The organism is Phragmitibacter flavus (genome assembly GCF_005780165.1).
Classification (GTDB): Bacteria; Verrucomicrobiota; Verrucomicrobiia; order Verrucomicrobiales; family Verrucomicrobiaceae; genus Phragmitibacter; species Phragmitibacter flavus.
The window spans coordinates 47,278-63,769 of sequence record NZ_VAUV01000014.1 but is presented as its reverse complement, the minus strand read 5'-3'; the positions used below and the strand labels follow the sequence as shown (position 1 = coordinate 63,769).

General features: G+C 59.9%; 14 protein-coding genes. 7 read left to right on the top strand and 7 right to left on the bottom strand.

The features are described 5' to 3' along the window. Nucleotides 1-14: 14 nt before the first annotated feature. Genes FEM03_RS18175 through FEM03_RS18165 form a run of 3 tightly spaced genes read right to left on the bottom strand, consistent with a single transcriptional unit; the run spans nt 15 to nt 4,631 of the window. On the bottom strand, nt 15-1,376 hold the full coding sequence (locus FEM03_RS18175) for an MBL fold metallo-hydrolase (RefSeq protein WP_138087718.1): 1,362 nt from the start codon (nt 1,374-1,376) through the stop codon (nt 15-17). Between the two features lie 38 nt (nt 1,377-1,414). Beyond that, nucleotides 1,415-2,644, bottom strand: coding sequence for a CHASE2 domain-containing protein (locus FEM03_RS18170; protein ID WP_138087717.1), 1,230 nt, complete (start codon nt 2,642-2,644; stop codon nt 1,415-1,417). A gap of 13 nt (nt 2,645-2,657) precedes the next feature. Then, nucleotides 2,658-4,631, bottom strand: a complete 1,974-nt coding sequence (locus tag FEM03_RS18165; RefSeq protein ID WP_138087716.1) for an alpha-1,4-glucan--maltose-1-phosphate maltosyltransferase — start codon at nt 4,629-4,631, stop codon at nt 2,658-2,660. A 204-nt stretch (nt 4,632-4,835) separates the two neighbouring features. Here FEM03_RS18165 and FEM03_RS18160 point away from each other — a divergent pair, with 204 nt between their 5' ends. Further along, entirely contained in the window at nt 4,836-5,549 is a 714-nt protein-coding gene (locus FEM03_RS18160) for a hypothetical protein (protein WP_138087715.1), read from the top strand. Here the strand turns inward: FEM03_RS18160 and FEM03_RS18155 are convergent. Beyond that, nucleotides 5,546-6,550, bottom strand: a complete 1,005-nt coding sequence (locus FEM03_RS18155; RefSeq protein WP_138087714.1) for an aminoglycoside phosphotransferase family protein — start codon at nt 6,548-6,550, stop codon at nt 5,546-5,548. The genes FEM03_RS18160 and FEM03_RS18155 overlap by 4 nt on opposite strands. Nucleotides 6,551-6,624: 74 nt before the next feature. On the opposite strand from FEM03_RS18155, the gene FEM03_RS18150 reads away from it, so the two are divergent. Both FEM03_RS18150 and FEM03_RS18145 read left to right on the top strand, forming a co-directional pair. After that, nucleotides 6,625-9,222 (top strand): DUF1800 family protein, encoded by a 2,598-nt coding sequence (locus FEM03_RS18150; RefSeq protein WP_138087713.1) that lies wholly within the window; start codon nt 6,625-6,627, stop codon nt 9,220-9,222. Between the two features lie 11 nt (nt 9,223-9,233). Beyond that, the gene (locus FEM03_RS18145; RefSeq protein WP_166442979.1) at nt 9,234-10,709 is read left to right on the top strand and encodes a DUF1501 domain-containing protein; all 1,476 of its coding nucleotides are present in this window, start codon (nt 9,234-9,236) and stop codon (nt 10,707-10,709) included. A 3-nt stretch (nt 10,710-10,712) separates the two neighbouring features. Here the strand turns inward: FEM03_RS18145 and FEM03_RS18140 are convergent, their stop codons facing one another. After that, nucleotides 10,713-11,627, bottom strand: a complete 915-nt coding sequence (locus FEM03_RS18140) for a sugar phosphate nucleotidyltransferase (protein WP_138087711.1) — start codon at nt 11,625-11,627, stop codon at nt 10,713-10,715. Between the two features lie 131 nt (nt 11,628-11,758). Here FEM03_RS18140 and FEM03_RS18135 point away from each other — a divergent pair, with 131 nt between their 5' ends. The 4 genes from FEM03_RS18135 to FEM03_RS18120 all read left to right on the top strand — a co-directional run bounded on the left by FEM03_RS18135 (nt 11,759) and on the right by FEM03_RS18120 (nt 15,338). Continuing rightward, nucleotides 11,759-12,232, top strand: a complete 474-nt coding sequence (locus FEM03_RS18135; protein ID WP_138087710.1) for a tetratricopeptide repeat protein — start codon at nt 11,759-11,761, stop codon at nt 12,230-12,232. A gap of 35 nt (nt 12,233-12,267) precedes the next feature. Next, nucleotides 12,268-13,437, top strand: a complete 1,170-nt coding sequence (locus FEM03_RS18130) for a serine hydrolase domain-containing protein (protein ID WP_138087709.1) — start codon at nt 12,268-12,270, stop codon at nt 13,435-13,437. Between the two features lie 134 nt (nt 13,438-13,571). Continuing rightward, nucleotides 13,572-14,843: a 16S rRNA (cytosine(967)-C(5))-methyltransferase RsmB gene (gene rsmB / locus FEM03_RS18125; RefSeq protein ID WP_138087708.1), complete on the top strand. Its 1,272-nt coding sequence runs from the start codon at nt 13,572-13,574 to the stop codon at nt 14,841-14,843. A 90-nt stretch (nt 14,844-14,933) separates the two neighbouring features. Beyond that, nucleotides 14,934-15,338 (top strand): RNA-binding S4 domain-containing protein, encoded by a 405-nt coding sequence (locus FEM03_RS18120; RefSeq protein WP_138087707.1) that lies wholly within the window; start codon nt 14,934-14,936, stop codon nt 15,336-15,338. 62 nt (nt 15,339-15,400) lie between these two features. On the opposite strand, the gene FEM03_RS18115 is transcribed toward FEM03_RS18120, so the two are convergent. Together FEM03_RS18115 and FEM03_RS18110 are read right to left on the bottom strand one after the other, a co-directional pair. Next, nucleotides 15,401-15,754 carry a hypothetical protein gene (locus FEM03_RS18115; protein WP_138087706.1) on the bottom strand — a complete coding sequence of 118 codons (354 nt, stop codon included), beginning with the start codon at nt 15,752-15,754 and terminating at the stop codon, nt 15,401-15,403. Between the two features lie 50 nt (nt 15,755-15,804). Then, a complete protein-coding gene (locus tag FEM03_RS18110; protein WP_138087705.1) occupies nt 15,805-16,485 on the bottom strand; it encodes a hypothetical protein in 681 nt (226 codons plus the stop codon). Nucleotides 16,486-16,492: the final 7 nt, after the last annotated feature.

Here is a 16,492-nt window from a genome sequence, read left to right as displayed (position 1 = left end):
CCAAAAAGACCCTCTTACCACAACTCGATCTCTTTCCCGGGATCAGGCAAAATCACCTCACACTCCGGCATCGCTGCCTTCAGCGCACTCGCAAACCAGTCCTGCGCCGGCTCATCCCCATGCACCAGCAAGATTTTCTTCGGCTGTAACTTGCGCGCATATTCCACCAAATCCTCGCGCGGCGCATGCGCGCTAAAATCAAAACTCTCCACCCGGCAGTTCAGCTGAACCTCCGGCAAAGTCGCATCCAGCGAAATCATCTCCCCGGGCTTGCCATTGCGCACCCGCCAGCCTGGCGTTGCCCCATCCGTGTAACCAACAAACGCCACCGTGTTGCGCGGATTGTCCAAAAATCCCCGCGCAAATTTGTTCGACACCGTTCCCTCACTCATCATCCCGCTCGAAAGCGCATAAATTGTGTGCGGTGAACAACTCAGCTCCTTCTTACGCCTGCGCGGCGCTACCAGCATGTCCATGTCCTCAAAAATTTGGAACCCCTCGTAGTTCCGGCGCGTTTTCGACGCATACCGGTCATACTCCACCGTCACCTTCGCGCTCAACCCGCCAATCAACACCGGCACTTTGGGAATCAATTCCATGCGCCACAACTCATGCAGCATCACCAGCAACTCCTGGCTCTTGCCCAAGGCGAACACCGGCATCAACACCGCCCCATCCCTCTCAAACGTCTCACGAATCACCTTCGCCAGCCGCTCCTTCTCCGCCCTGCGAGTAAACCCTTCTGGACGCACATAATCGCCACGCGTCGTCTCCATCACCAGCACGTCCACCGGCTCCGTCGGGAAGTCCGCCGCACGTGTAATGGTCTGATCCTCGAAATTCACATCACCGGTGTAGAAGAGGCTCTTTCCACCCTGCTTCATCAAAACCCCCACCGAACCCATGATGTGACCCGCATCAAAAAAAGTGCATTCCACATCGGTATCCGGCACCACAAACGGATGACGCAAATCCCGGTAAAACCACTGCGCCTTGATGCCGTCAATCTCCCGATGCGTGAACAGAGGATACTCCTGGATGCCCAACTCCTCGCGCTGACTCGTCATCACATTCACCGAATTGTGCAACATCCCCGCGCCCACTTCCCCCGTCGGCTCCGTCATGTAAACCGGAGTTTTGGGCTGCATCCGCTGTAAAACTGGCAATGACCCAATGTGATCATGATGCGCATGCGTCAGAATGATCGCGTCCAGCGAATCCGGAGTTACCGCCGCATAATTCGGCAACGATTCATGCCCCTTGTCCTTTGGATTTGACCCCGCATCCAGCACGAACCGCTGCTTGCCATTGCTGATCAGATATGAATTGGCGCCAATAGCCCTCTGGCGGGTTAGGTTCTTAAAAGTAAATCCCATGTGTAGCACTTTCAGAAAGCGACCAGACCCGTTCAGTGTCAACTGGTTTGTGTCTCCTTCTCCGCCTCCTCAACCCCATGGTGAGGCCACACAAAACAAAACAACACCGACACTGCGACCAGTCCAAATGCCAGCACCGGCGACCACCAGACCAACTGCATCTGGAAAAAACCAAGACTCAACCCCGTGCCCGCCACCAACACCACCAACCCAAAAATCAGAGCTCCAAACCGCCCTCTGCCCAGCATTCCCACATAACACAACACCGCCGCCAACGCTGCCAGCGCCCCATCCACCCACCTGTCCAAACGATTCAACATCGGCATCGCCAGCCCACGCGCCACCGCCCTCGCCTGCAGCATGCCCACCTTCTCATCCAGACTCAACACCACCGCCTTGCCCTCGCCCATCACTTTCGCGATCCGCTCCGCCACTTCATCCCCCAAATCCGGCAGCATCAATTCCAATCCATCCACCACCGGCACCGAGGGCGACTCGCCCAGCACCAACTCCCCCCCCGGCATCAACGGCACCACAAACTCATCTGCCAAACTCAACCGTGCCCCCGCCCCAAAACTCATCCGCATAGTCGAATACGGTGCCCGCCGAAACAATGTCACCGCCTGCGCCGCCAACGATGGCACCAGCCTCTCGCCATCCCCGGCCACAAACAACATCCGACCCGGCTTTTCCACCACGCCATCAATCGAGGTGAATCCCGTCTGCACCGCCATCCGCAACGAACGATCCGGAACCTCCATCACCCTGGTAAATCTCACGGCAGATCCCCCCACCTCCCCCCCCAACAACGTGGGCAGTTCCTTCTCCAAAAACTCCTTTGCCTCCGGCGACATTTCTCCCTCACCCGCCGCCAGATCAAACCCCATCACCACCGATGGAAACGGCAGCAAAGATTCGCGCAACGGCTTCACAAACTCCGCTGCTGCTCCCTCCCAGCGCAGCGGCTGCACCACCACGACCACCTCGGGATCATACGCCACCAGCCGCTTCATCACCATCAACCAGTCCAACGCCGCCGGCGGCCATGCCCCCAGCTCCTCCCGGTCCTTCTCATCAAACTTCACCAGCACCACATCCTCCGACACCTCCGGCAAATTTTGCTCCATCGCCTGGCGGCCATTCGCCACCAAAAAACCCAGAAACCACTGCTCTGCCTCCCGCACCCAGCCACGGCGATCCATCTCCCCATACGCGCCCAACGCCGCTCCAAAAAGCAACGTGAGAACCATGATGCGCCACTTCGACATGAAAAAATAAAAATCAACCCGGAACCACGCGGAACAAATGCATCGACAAGCCATTCGGATCGAGGCTCACGAAATTGTGCGAACCCTGCCAGTCATACACCGCTCCATGCAACAAATCTTCCACCCGGTAATGTGCATCCGCTGCCAAACCAAGCGCCCCCAAATCCAGATGCACCATTCCGGCCGAAACCTGACCCGCATTCAAATTGATCACCACCAAAATCCGATTGCCGAAATCCCCGCTCACCTTGCTGTAAACGATCATTTCGGGATGATCCGCCGCATGGAAAGTCAGGTTATCATACAACTGCAACGCCCGGTTCTCGCGGCGCACGTCGTTCAATCGCCCAATGAACGCCTTGATGTTCCCCGGCGCGTTCCAATTGCGCTCTTTCAACTGATACTTCTCCGAATCCAAATACTCCTCGCGACCCGGCAACGGCAGATTCTCAATCAACTCATACCCCGAATACATCCCCCAACTGGGCATCAAGGTCGCCGCCAAAGCCGCCCGCAGCTTGAACATCGCCGCACCCGCATACTGCAAATGACCCGGCAAAATGTCCGGCGTGTTTGGCCAGAAATTCGCGCGGTAATACCAGCGCATCTCGCTCTTCGTCAGTTCCTCCGCATACTCGGTCAGTTCCTGCTTCGACTCGCGCCAGGTGAAATACGTGTAGCTCTGACTGAACCCCACCTTGCCCAAAACCTGCATCATCCGCGGTTTGGTAAACGCCTCCGCCAGGAACAGCACATCCGGATCAAACGCCTGCACCTCAGCAATCAGCAACTCCCAGAACGCCACCGGTTTCGTATGCGGATTGTCCACGCGGAAAATCTTCACCCCACGCTTCACCCAGAACAGCACCACATCAATCAACTCCCGCCAGAGCGCCTTCCAGTCCTCACAAAAAAAGTTCAGCGGGTAAATGTCCTGATACTTCTTCGGCGGATTCTCTGCATAACGGATCGACCCATCCTCACGCTGGTTAAACCAATCCGGATGCTCCTTCACATAAGGATGATCCGGGGAGCAGTTCAGCGCGAAATCCAACGCGATCTCCATCCCGCGCTTTTGTGCCTCCTCCACCAGCCACTCCAGATCCTCCACCGTCCCCAGTGCCGGTTCCACCATCCGATGCCCGCCCGCCGCACCACCAATCGCCCAAGGCGACCCCACATCATCCGGCCCTGCCGTCAGCGTGTTGTTCTTCCCCTTCCGATGCGCCATGCCGATCGGATGAATCGGCGGCAAATAAATCACATCAAATCCCATCGCCTTGGCATCATCGAGGCGCGGCAAACAATCCCTGAACGTGCTGTGCTTGTCCGCCCGCCCCTCCGCCGAACGCGGGAAAAATTCATACCAAGCCGAAAACCTCGCCCGCTCCCGCTCCACCACCACCCGCAACGGCTCCGAAGACACACTCAGAGTCCGGTCGGGAAACTCATCCAGCAACACCTGCAACGCATCCGACATCACCACCTCCATCATCTCCCCCGCCGGCACCACCCGCAGCATCTTGGCGACCTCCGCGATCTCCCTCGCCTGCTCCTTCGCGCTCAAGCCCTCCGCCCGCGCAGCCGCTTCCTCCAGCATCCTCGCCCCCTCCCGCGCCTCAATCGCGATCTCCGCATCCCCCGCGTCAAACTTCGCCTTAAAATGTTTCTTCCAGCCCCGCCAGTTGTCCAGCCACGCCTCCACCACCACTTCCCAACGCCCGGCAATCGCAAAACTGCAGTCCCCCTTCCATCGGTCATTGCCCAAAGCCACCATCGGCACCTCCGTCCACAACCTCCCCGTCTGGGCACGCCATTTCAGCATCACTGACACCACATCATGACCATCCTTGAACACATCCGCATAAACCGAAAGCCCCTCCCCAACCACCCGCTTGATCAAATAATTTGGCGCACCCAGCGACGGATAAATATTCTCAACGACAACAGCAGGAGCAAAAGCAGGGGGCGGACTGGACGAAGACATGGGAGTGGGCATGCGAAAGTGAAGCAAAGAAAATGAAAAGCGTGGCCCTCATCAAGCCACAAACCACGCCGAAAACAAAACCTTTGTGCGCCCACCTTTCTCGAATGCACCCCAATATTGACTCGTCTGCCGATTTTTGCTTGAATCAACTCGCAAGTTCCAACCACTCCTCCCTCTCCGGCGACCTCTCAACTCCTTTCGACCATGCATCCCCTCCACCGACTTCTGATCGCCGCCATCGCCCTGCTCACCACCTTCTCCGCCACCCAAGCCGCCACCCTACTCAACGTCGATTTCGACCACAACACGCCCGAGTCCATCACCCAGAGCGGCTTTCAAACCTTCCGCAACAGCCTCTCCGTCAACTACTCCGCGCCCGCAGAAGTCGCGTCAGGCTCCATCACCGTCACCCTCGCCGCCGGCAGTGGCTCCCGACTACGCACTGGCCCGCTCACCAACAGCGGCAGCTTCACCTATGCCGACCTCTACCGCGACCTCTACGTCGGATTCCAAAATGTGTCCTCTCCCGACTCAAGCAGAACGGTCTTGACCCTCAGCGGCCTCAATCCCAACACCCAATACTTCGTCAAACTCTACTCTTTCACCTACGATTTTGACTCAGGTGCCCTGTATTCCTGGTATGACACCACCTCCGGCACACCTGCTTTGCTCGGCACCACCCCTGCCAACCGCGCCAGCTCACCCCCCACCTCCAACGACGAGTTCGCCGTCTACAACTCCTTCACCACCAACGCCTCCGGCACTGCCACCTTTGGATTCACCTCCCTGAATGCCTCAGGGGTGGGCGTGGGCTCGGGTGCCCTCAATGGTTTGGTCCTCTATTCCGTTCCCGAACCCCATCTCACCACCCTGGCCGCCACCGCACTCGGATTTCTCTTCTATCGCCGACGCCGCTAGACTTCGTCGACCAAAGCCAAAGCCGACGTCGTCTGATCCACCCAACGCCCCAGCGGCTCCAGCAACGGCAGTTGCTCGCACACGACTTTTAGCCGCGCCACCCCCACCGGCACATGCGCCTCGAAATGAGGTTTGCCCAGGTTCCGACTCAAATTCGCATAGGCCCCCAGTGCCTGCATCAGCCGCTGCGCCGCACATCGCCAGTAAACCTCCATCAATCCCTCAAAATTCAGCCCCCGGTGCTCCGCATACCAGCGCAACAGCGCCAGCCGCTCCTCTTCCGCCATCTCCACATACGGATCCAGCAACAACGACGCCAGATCATAAGCCGCCAACCCGGGACGCACCCCTTGGTAATCAATCAACCAGGCCCCGCCATCCCGAACAATCACGTTCTGACTCTGAAAATCCCGGTGCACCAGCCCTCTCGGCAACACTCCCAATCCCTCACGCAACTCCTTCAAAACGCGCTCCACCTCCTCCGGCACATCCTCCACTCCCCGCATCCCCTGCATGAAATGCGTCAAAAAATACTCCTGCTCCCAGCGATATAGCCCCTCGTCAAACCCCGGCTCCATGTCGTCCAGATCCGCCGCCGAAAGCTCCGTCACATCAACCTCGTGCAACTTCGCCACCTCGCGCAGCGCCTCGCGATACAACGGCTCCCTAATTTCCCAGGCCTCGTCACGGAACGCATGCAAATCCACCGCCCCCAAATCCTCCAGCCAAACCAGCAATCGCTCCTCATCGTGAGCAAACACCTCCGGAGCCTTCACTCCCAATCCCCGCAACCGTTCGGTGGCCGCCACGAACCGCAGATTGTCTGGACGCACCAGGGTGTAGGTCATCAAAATCATTGACGCCCTCGCCTCATCCGCCATTCGCACCCGGTAAAAGCGGCGGTCGGATCCCCCCTTCAAAATCTCCTCCAGTGAAATCGGCACAATTCCGCCCGGCAACCTCAACCGCGTCAGCTCCAACAAATCATCTTCCGTAAACATCCAGCCGCCATTCTCAAACCATAAGCGCCAATTGCAACAAGCCCCGTCACACTCTCCGAAAAAAGGCCAATACGTTGGCAACCACTTCCGAACCTATGGTGTCGCTGCAAAAACCCCTCGTCCTGTTCTGCCTTCTCGTCTTCTCCTTCAGCAGGACCCATGCGGAACTCGACAAAAACGCCAACTCCCAAAGCGACATTTGGGAACTCCACTTCAACGCCTTCAACCTGACCCCCGGACTTGATGCCGACAATGATGGCTACTCCAACCTCCAGGAAGCCACCAGCGGCACTGATCCCTTCGACCCCACGTCCCTGCCCCAGCTAAAAATCGAAGCCGACGGCTCCTCGATTCACACCTTCTGGTCCACCCTCCCCGGCAAACGCTACCGCATCGACACCAGCGAAACCCTCCTCCCCAACTCCTGGCAACCCCTCCTCACCATCACCGGCACTGGCGAGGAAACCGAACTCCCCCTCGACCTCGCCGATCCCCGACATTTCTACCGCCTCAGCGTCAGCAACCTCGACTCCGACGCCGATGGCCTCTCCGACTGGGAAGAACTGACCCTCGGCCTTAACCCCTTCAGTTCCCGCTCCGACCGACTCGACACCACCGATTTCCAACAGATCAACACCAACTGGAACACCCCCAGCACTGTCACTATCGGCGTGCTTGACCAATCCATGCGCGAAGACTGGCCCAACAACGGCCTCATCGCCATCCGCCGCAGCGGTGGCATCCAGCCCCTCACCGTTTTTTTCACCATCGACGGCAGCGCTGCCCGCGGCTCCGACTACACCACCCTCCCCACCAATCAAATCACCATCCCACTCAACACCCGCGAAGTCTGGATCGAGTTCATTCCCGTTCCCGACACCGATCCCGAAGCCACTGAAACCATCACCTTCACCCTCCAACCCGGCACCGGCTACACCCTGGGTGCGGCCACCAGCACCACCCTCAACCTCCACGACACTTCCACTCAACCCTCCCCCCAAGCGGCCGCCCGTTTTCTCCTTCAAGCCGCCTTTGGACCCGACTCCGCCCCGGTTGGACCCGACACCATTCCGCCCAACGTCCAGGACGTCATCACCCGCGGCTTCTCCGGATGGATCACCCATCAGTTCGACCGCCCCATCGGCTACCTGCAACCCTACGTCGACTGGGCCGTGACCGGCAACGCCGCCAACAGCGCCGGCCTCTACGGCAACTACAAACAATTCGCCTGGTGGCACCGCACCATGGGCAGCAACGCCATTCCTTCCATCTCCTTCGCTGCCCAGGACCCCGATCCCCTGCGCCAGCGCATCGCCTTCGCCCTCAGCCAGATCCTTGTGGTCTCCGACCGACCCGAACGCCTCATCGTTCAGCATCAAGGCATGGCCAACTACTACGATCTCATGGTCAAACATGCCTTTGGCAACTACCGCGACCTCCTCTACGACGTCGCCACCCACCCTGCCATGGGCATCTTCCTCAGCCACCTCGGCAACCGCAAGGCCAACCCCGTCAACCGCATCTATCCCGACGAAAACTTCGCCCGGGAAATCATGCAACTTTTCACCATCGGCCTCTGGCAACTCAACCCCGACGGCACCCGCCAGCTCGACCCCGAAGGCCAGCCCATCCCCACTTATGACAACGGCGACATCACCGAACTCGCCCGCGTCTTCACCGGACTCTCCTTCGGCGACAGCAACGTCTTCAACGCCTACTCGGATGTCTTCACCATGCCCATGAAAATGTGGGACGCCGAACACGACTGCGACCCCAAACTCCTCCTCGGCACCCATCCCCTCCCCGCCCGCACCCCCAGTCCCGGCAACACCGGCACCGCAGGACTCGCCGACGTCAACGCCGCCATCGACCACCTCTTCAATCATCCCAACGTGGGGCCCTTCATCGGCAAACAACTCATCCAACGCCTCGTCACCTCCAACCCCAGCCCCGCCTATATCAACCGCGTCTCCGCCGCCTTCGCCGACAACGGCAGCGGCATCCGTGGCGACATGAAAGCCGTCATCGAAGCCATCCTTCTCGATCCCGAAGCCCGTGATCCCGCCAAAATGTCTGATCCCACCTGGGGCAAACTGCGCGAACCTTTTCTCCGCGTGGTCAACTTCGCCCGCGCCTTCAACGCGCGCTCCACCTCCGGCCACTATCCGCTTGATCAATTCACCACCGATCACCTTCAGGATCCCATGAACGCGCCCAGCGTTTTCAACTTCTTCCTCCCCAACCACAGCCCCCCCGGCCCCATCACCGAGCAAAACCTTGTCGCTCCCGAATTCCAGATCATCAACGCCAGCACCGCCATCACCGGCCCCAACTACTTCTGGAACGCCATCAATGGCAGCCTCCACCGCTTTGGCAACGGCACCGCCGCCTACAATGTCCGCCTTCAATCCGACACCGAACTCGGCATGGTCGTCAACCCCGCTGTCATCAATCAGGACACCCCCTCCGCCGCCAACGCCCTCGATCCCGATCCCCTCCTCCGCCGACTCGACCTCGCCCTCACCGGCGGCACCCTCTCCCCCCATCAATTCCAAATCATCCGCGAAGCCATGCTGCGCATCGGCACCGGCACGTGGCAATGGCATCGACAACGCCTCCGCCTCGCCATCTACCTCATCGTCACCTCCACCGACTTCAACGTCCAACGCTAACGCCGACCGCCATGAAGAAACCGCACTCATCTTCCCCCCTCTCCCGTCGGCGTTTCCTCGGTCAACTCGGCTGCAAGGGCATGACCTCCCTGCCCATCCTCAACACCCTGCTCAACCTCCGCCTCGCCGAAGGCATCGCCAACGCCTCCACCCCTGCCCAGGGCGAATACCGCGCCCTCATCTGCCTGTTCTTCGCCGGCGGCAACGACTCGTTCAACATGCTCGTGCCCCGCGAACCCAGTGCCTACACCACCTACCAAAACTCCCGCGCCAACCTCGCCCTCCAATACAGCGCCAATCCCGCGCAATCCCAACTCATCGAAATCCAACCCGAAAACACCAGCACCTTCGCCATCCACAGCGGCATGCCTCATCTGGCCAGCCTCTTCGAAGCCGGACACGCCTCCTTCCTCGCCAACGTCGGCACCCTTATCGAACCCGTCACCAACCGCAGCGAAGTCGAAGCCAGCCTCAAACGACTCCCACTCGGCCTCTACTCCCATTCCGACCAGATCGAGCAATGGCAAACCGGCATCCCCCATTCCCGTTCCGGCATCGGCTGGGGCGGGCGCATGAGCGACCTCCTGCAGGACCTCAACAGCATCCAGAGCATCCCCATGCAAATCAGCCTCGACGGCGGCAACGTCTGGCAAACCGGCAATCAGGTCTCCGAATACGCCATCACCCCCAACGGTGCCGTTGGCCTATCCGACTACAACTTCGCCTGGCAGCAATACCAGGACCTGCGCAATGCCATGAGCCACGCCGTCGACAGCCAGCTCTCCCAACCTTACTCCAACCTACTCGCACAAACCTTCAACACCCGCAAAAAACAGGCCCTCGACGCCTACGAAATCTTCGCCGCTGCCACCGCCCCTCCCCTGCCCCCCGGCATCACTTTCCCGTCTACCTACGTCGGACAACGCCTTGCCCAAATCGCCCGCACCATCCAGGGTCGCGTCGGTTTGGGAGCCACCCGACAGACCTTCTTCATCCAATGGGGCGGTTGGGATCACCACAGCGACGTCCTTCTCTACCAGAATGACATGCTCCCCCAAGTCAGCGAAGCCCTCAACGCCTTCCACTACGCCATGATCGCCATCGGCACCGCCCAATCCGATCCCACCCTCAAAGACAAAGTCTGCCTCTTCACCGCCTCCGACTTCGGCCGCACCCTCACTTCCAACGGACGCGGCTCCGACCACGCCTGGGGCAGCAACCAGCTCATCCTCGGCGGCGGAGTTCAAGGAAAACGCATCTTCGGCCAATACCCCAACCTCGCCGTCAACGCCGACACCGGCTCCGAAGTCAACCCGCTCGACACCGGCCGCGGTCGTTTCATCCCCACCACCAGTTGCGACCTCTTCTTCGCCGAACTCGCCCTCTGGCTCGGCGTCAACAAATCCGACCTCCCCCTCATCCTCCCCAACATCGGCAACTTTTACGACATCACCAACCCCGCTCCCCCCATCGGAATGCTGCTGTAAAAACTACACATCCACATTCTCCAACGTCCCCCTCGCCACCATCCCGCGTCTCACCACACAATTTTTCAACACCGCCCCCGCCTCCACCCGCGCTCCCGGCCAAAGCACGCACTTCTCCAGTCTCGCCCCCTCACCCACCACCGCCTGCGGCCCGATCACATTCATCCCCACCAGCACCGCATCCGCCGCCACTTCCGCCTCCGCATGCACCGCCTCCGCCGCTCTGCCGCTATCCCAATGCGCCTGCAAATAAGTCGCCCGATCCCCCAAATCACCCCATCCTCCTTCACCCAACACCCCCCCGCCAATCCGCCGCCCCTCCTTAATCAACCTCAGCCACACCGGCACCACCGACTCCACCTTCCCCGGCGTCAACTCCCTCACAAACTCCGCACTCACCACATACACTCCCGTGAACTGAAACGACCCCGCATCCCCCGTCCTCAGCCGATTCAAAATATCCGTCACCAGTCCACGCTCCGCATCAAATGCCACACACAACGACGGACCCGACGATCTCAGCGCCAGCGTCACCAGATTCCCGCTTCCTTCATGCGCCCTCAACAACGGCTCCAGCGGCAAATCTGTCAAAATGTCCCCGTTATAAACCACAAAATCCTCATCCCCCATCAAGTCACCCACGTTCGCAATGCCCCCGCCCGTCTCCAGTAATACCGGCTCATGCCGAAACGTAATCCCCGCCCCCGCATACTCCCCCTCAGGAAACGCCTCCCCGTAAGCGCCCGGCAAATGATGCGTGTTCACCACAAACTCCCCCACCCCTGCCCCGAGCAAATGATCAAAAGCACTCACCATCAGCGGTCGATGAAAATACGGCACCAGCGGCTTCGGCAACTGATCCGTCAACGGTCGCAATCGTGTTCCCAACCCCGCACCCAAAACAAAAGCCTTCAACATACGGCCAGACCTATGCTCCCCAGCGAAAACTTGGCAAGCCCCGCTTCACCGGAAAGTTTGCATTCCCCGTCAACTCCCCACTTGCCAACCCCCAAAACGCCACGCACCTTTCACTCCGATCCCATCCTTTCATGATCGAAGACCACGAGCGCATTATTCTGGCCGCCCACGGCTATCTCGAGCTCGGCATGTATAAAAACGTCTGGCAGGAACTCCATCAGCTTCCCTCCGACGCCCTGGGCCGCTCCGACGTCTTGGAAATTCTCACCCTCAGCCTCATGGGCGAAAAACGTTGGGACGACGCCCTCAACGTCGCCCGCCGGCTCCGCCAGGCAGCCCCTCTTGAACCCAGCGGTTACATCCACGAAGCCTTCTGTCTCCACGAACTTGGCGACACCCGCGCCGCCCTCGACGTCCTTCTCGACGGACCCCGCTCCCTCTTCGACAAATCCATCTTCTTCTACAACGCCGGCTGCTACCACGCCCGCCTCGGCGAACCCGAAAACGCCATCCTCATGCTCGAAAAATCCTTCGAGCTTGATGCCGACCTCCGCAAAGCCGCCCGTCGCGATCCCGACCTCGCCAGCCTCAAGGAAATGCTCTAAAAAACGCCGCTCCTTTACCGACATTCAAAGCCAAAATGCCACCCACCACCGCCGACCTCCTTGCCGCCCTCACCCCAGAATTCGAACGCAACTTCAGCGAACGCAACGAACTCGGCGCCAGCATCTCCATCCATCATCGCGGCGTCGAGATCCTCAATCTCTCCCACGGCATCGCCAACCCCGCCGACCAAACCCCCTGGACCGCCGACACCCTCGTCCCCGTCTGGAGCGCCACCAAAGGACCCGCCGCCGTCGCCACCCTTCACGCGCTGCACACCTCCAACCTCACGCTCGACCAACCCGTCGCCCACCTCTGGCCCGACTTCGCCAAAGCCGGCAAATCCACCATCACCTTCGCCCAACTCCTCTCTCACAACGGTGGCCTCAGCCCCCTCGACGAAAAAGTTTCCATCGAAGACTTCGACGCCGTCATCCAAACCATCGAAAATCAAACCCCCAACTCCGCTCCCGGCACGCAGCAAGCCTACCACGCCCGCACCTTCGGCTTTCTCCTCGACCAAATCGTCCGCCTCGCCACCTCCGCCCCCACCCTCGGCCACTACTTCGACGAAACCTTCCGCCGCCCCATGAACCTCGACTTCTGGATCGGCCTCCCCTCTGAACAAAGTCCCCGCGTCGCCCAGCTCCAACCCGCCAAAATCAAAGCCGGGACCCAACCCGACGCCTTCATGAAGGCCTTCACCCAGCCCGGCAGCCTCACCCAGCGCACCTTCGCCTCGCCTACCGGACTCGGCTCCGTGCGCGACCTCAACCGACCCGAAATCCAGCAGCTCGGCCTCGCCAGTTTTGGCGGTGTCGGCAGCGCCCGCGGCCTCTCCGCCTTCTACGCCATGCTCGCCAACAAGGGTCAATGGCAGGACCAAACCCTCGTCCCCTCCACCATTCTCACCCAGCTCGAAACCACCCTAAGCCAGCAAACCGACGCCGTCCTCCAGTCCCCCGTCGCCTTCGCCGCCGGCGTCATGCGCGATCCCGTCAACGAAGATGGCCAAAAAACCCGTCAAATCTATAGCCTCAGCCCCCGCGCCTTCGGTCACCCCGGAGCCGGCGGCAGCCTCGCCTTCGCCGATCCCGCCCGCCAGCTTTCCTTCGCCTACGTCATGAATCAGATGGAAACCGGTGCCCTCCCCAACGAAAAATCCCTCAGCCTCATCCGCCTCCTCGACCAAATTTGGCCCGCGTGACACAGGCTTGCAGCCTGTGGGTGTGGCAGGCATTCTGCCTGCCCGGTCCAGAGCCATAGGCACCCGCCCTCACCCACCACAACCCCCGCTCGCCAAACCACCCCATCCGGTGTAGTCTCCACCTCTTACACCCGATGCCCAGCCCCAGATCCACCAACGCCAACGCCAAAGCCCCACGCTTCGTCAACACCCGCGAACTCGCCCTCGACATCCTCATGAACTGGGAGCACGGCGAAGAATTTGCCGCCAACCTCGTTGACCGCGACGCCAGCGCCCATCACCTCGAACACCGCGACGCCGCCCTCCTCCAGGCCCTCGTCTTCGGCACCCTCCGCCACATCACCCTCCTCGACCACTGGCTCGAAGAACTCTGCAACAACAACCACCTCGAACACCGCGTCCACTGGCTTCTCCGGCTCGGCCTCACCCAAATCCTCCTTCTCGACCACGCCCCCCACGCCGCCGTCAACGAAACCGTCAATCTCGCCGATGGCAAAGCCCGTGGCCTCATCAACGCCATCCTCCGCCGCACCCTGCGCGAACGCGAAACCCTCCTCGCTCAACTCCCCACCCTTCCCCTCGACGAACGTTACTCCCACCCCGATTGGCTCGTCGACCGCTGGATCAAACAATTCGGTCCCAGCGACACCGAACAGCTCTGTCAGTGGAATCAAAAGCCCGCCACCACCTTCATCCGCCTCAATCAACTTCACCCCAAACCCGTTGAACCCGGCGACCTCAAACCCTCGACCATCCCCGGCTTTTACTTCGCCGAAAATCCCCCCCTCACCTGGCTCCACACCGGTCAGTGCTACGCCCAGGATCCCAGCACCTCGCACGCCTGCCGACTGCTCGATGCCCAACCCGGCGAACTCATCCTCGACGCCTGCGCCGCCCCCGGCGGAAAAACCGCGCTCATCGCCCAAATGATGCAAAATCAGGGCCGCATCATCGCCTGCGACTCCAGCTCCAAGCGACTCCAGCGCATGCGCAACAACCTCCAGCGCCTTCACGCCACCATTGCCGAACCCGTTCTCCACGACTGGACCCAAACCGCCAAACCAACCTTCGGCGACCTCCAGTTCGACCGCATCCTCATCGACGCCCCATGCAGCAACACCGGTGTCATGCGCCGCCGCCTCGACGTCCGCTGGCGCCTCGAACCCGAAGTCTTTGCTGAAATGCAAAAACTTCAAACCGACCTCACCAACGCCATTCTCCCTTTCCTCAAACCCGGCGGTCAACTCGTCTACAGCACCTGCAGCCTCGATCACGACGAAAATGAAATCGTCATCCAAAAACTCCTCGCCCAACACCCCAACCTCCGCCTCGAACAATCGCACACCGCCCTCCCCTGGCGCGATCAAACCGATGGAGCCTACGCCGCCCTCCTCATCAAAAGCTAACTCCTCTGGACCGCGAAGTTTCACTTCGCAGCACCCGTCCCCATCTTCGATCTCTCATCTCCCATCTTCGCCTGCGCAGCAGGCTTAGCCATGCGCGCCGACGTTTACCTCCACCACACCCGCATCTTCAAAACCCGCAGCCAGGCCACCCAGTCCTGTCAGCGCAATCACGTGCGCATCATCGGGCAGCCCATCAAACCCTCACGCACCCTAAAACCCGGCGACATCCTCGACGTCGCCCGCGGCGAACTCAATCTGGTTCTGCGCGTCATCGACTTCCCCCTGCGCCGTCTCAGCGCCCCCGACGTCGGCACCTACCTCGAAAATCTCACCCCCGAAGCCAACTTCATCCAAGCCGCCGCCGCCCGTCGCGAACAGCTCGCCCAAGCCCCCATCACCAAAGCCGCCAAACCCGACAAAAAACAACTCCGCGCCATCCGCGAATGGATGGAAGCTAATAGCCACAATTTTCCCGAATCTCCTCCGTCTAGCTAACATGCTCACCACGCCATTTCATGGTTGGTCTTATTCCGCGCCGACTTGCAAATCAGCGATTACTAACGCTCAACAAAACGTTTAGCGATCAAGCCAACTTTCTCCGCCTCATCGAAAAAACCATTTTCGCGCAGCACAGTCGAAAGGATCTGTAGATATAGCTGTTCAGCAACCAAGATTTCCCACCCAGGAGGAATGGCGATTCGATACCTATAAATTTTGAGCTGGCCTCTTGCCAAGGAGATTTCGCCCAATGTTATTTCGTATTCATCTAAATCCTCTGGATAAGTAACTCCCGAGCCACAATTAGAGTTGCTATATCCGTGCCGTCTTTCCGCAAACTCGACCAACTCTTGTATGCTTGACCAACAAGCAATTGCCTCACGGCATGCAACTTCGGGCTCAGGAGCTACCATAACCGTTTTGAGGCGTTGAGGCGAAGATTTCGATTTAAAACAAACACCCCTCATTCACCCTTCGGCCCAGCAGGCCCGGGCAAAACATCACGGGCACCCCGCTGATAGGCCTCCTTCAACTGTCCCCAAAGCTCAGCTCGTTTCTCGGGCGGGGCCTCCAGCAGTCGCTTTACCAAGTCCGCCACCGCTGGCGAACCCATCACCCGCTCATGCAATCGTCCCTCGCGATCCCCGCGATGCAATCCCTCAAACCGTAACCGGTCCATCACCTTCCGCGCAAACTCCGGATCATTCACATCCGGCAACGGCGGCGGCTTCGGCCTCGATTTCTCCAACAACTTCACCACTTCCGGGTCCACCTGCATCATCGCCGCTTCCATCACCTTTCGATAATCATCATTCGCCTCCTTTAGCCTTTCCCTCGCCGCTTCCACCTCCGGACGGACCCAAACCTTTTCAAACGCCTCGCGCACCTGCTTGCGCTCCGACTCCGACAAATTGCGGAACATATCCCCGCGATCCCGCCCCCCACGACGCTCCGGCCCGCCCTCGCCCGGTCCTCGATCACGGTCACGATCACGATCTCCCGGCCCCTTTTCCCCACGATCCCACGGCTTTTGATTCGGCGGTGGTCCCCCCTCCTGACCAGACACCGGCAGCAATCCAAGCAACAGCCACAGCATAAGCCCCAGTCCCCGCATCACAAAATCGTTCAAGTTCGGCATCATCATCACAAAG

Bases quoted from the DNA above. Each gene is read 5' to 3' on its own strand.
- FEM03_RS18120 (WP_138087707.1), top strand. From the start codon at position 14,934: ATGCGCGCCGACGTTTACCTCCACCACACCCGCATCTTCAAAACCCGC.
- FEM03_RS18155 (WP_138087714.1), bottom strand. From the start codon at position 6,550: ATGTTTACGGAAGATGATTTGTTGGAGCTGACGCGGTTGAGGTTGCCG.
- FEM03_RS18140 (WP_138087711.1), bottom strand. From the start codon at position 11,627: ATGTTGAAGGCTTTTGTTTTGGGTGCGGGGTTGGGAACACGATTGCGA.
- FEM03_RS18165 (WP_138087716.1), bottom strand. From the start codon at position 4,631: ATGTCTTCGTCCAGTCCGCCCCCTGCTTTTGCTCCTGCTGTTGTCGTT.
- FEM03_RS18130 (WP_138087709.1), top strand. From the start codon at position 12,268: ATGCCACCCACCACCGCCGACCTCCTTGCCGCCCTCACCCCAGAATTC.
- rsmB (WP_138087708.1), top strand. From the start codon at position 13,572: ATGCCCAGCCCCAGATCCACCAACGCCAACGCCAAAGCCCCACGCTTC.
- FEM03_RS18175 (WP_138087718.1), bottom strand. From the start codon at position 1,376: ATGGGATTTACTTTTAAGAACCTAACCCGCCAGAGGGCTATTGGCGCC.
- FEM03_RS18160 (WP_138087715.1), top strand. From the start codon at position 4,836: ATGCATCCCCTCCACCGACTTCTGATCGCCGCCATCGCCCTGCTCACC.
- FEM03_RS18135 (WP_138087710.1), top strand. From the start codon at position 11,759: ATGATCGAAGACCACGAGCGCATTATTCTGGCCGCCCACGGCTATCTC.
- FEM03_RS18115 (WP_138087706.1), bottom strand. From the start codon at position 15,754: ATGGTAGCTCCTGAGCCCGAAGTTGCATGCCGTGAGGCAATTGCTTGT.
- FEM03_RS18110 (WP_138087705.1), bottom strand. From the start codon at position 16,485: ATGATGATGCCGAACTTGAACGATTTTGTGATGCGGGGACTGGGGCTT.
- FEM03_RS18170 (WP_138087717.1), bottom strand. From the start codon at position 2,644: ATGTCGAAGTGGCGCATCATGGTTCTCACGTTGCTTTTTGGAGCGGCG.
- FEM03_RS18145 (WP_166442979.1), top strand. From the start codon at position 9,234: ATGAAGAAACCGCACTCATCTTCCCCCCTCTCCCGTCGGCGTTTCCTC.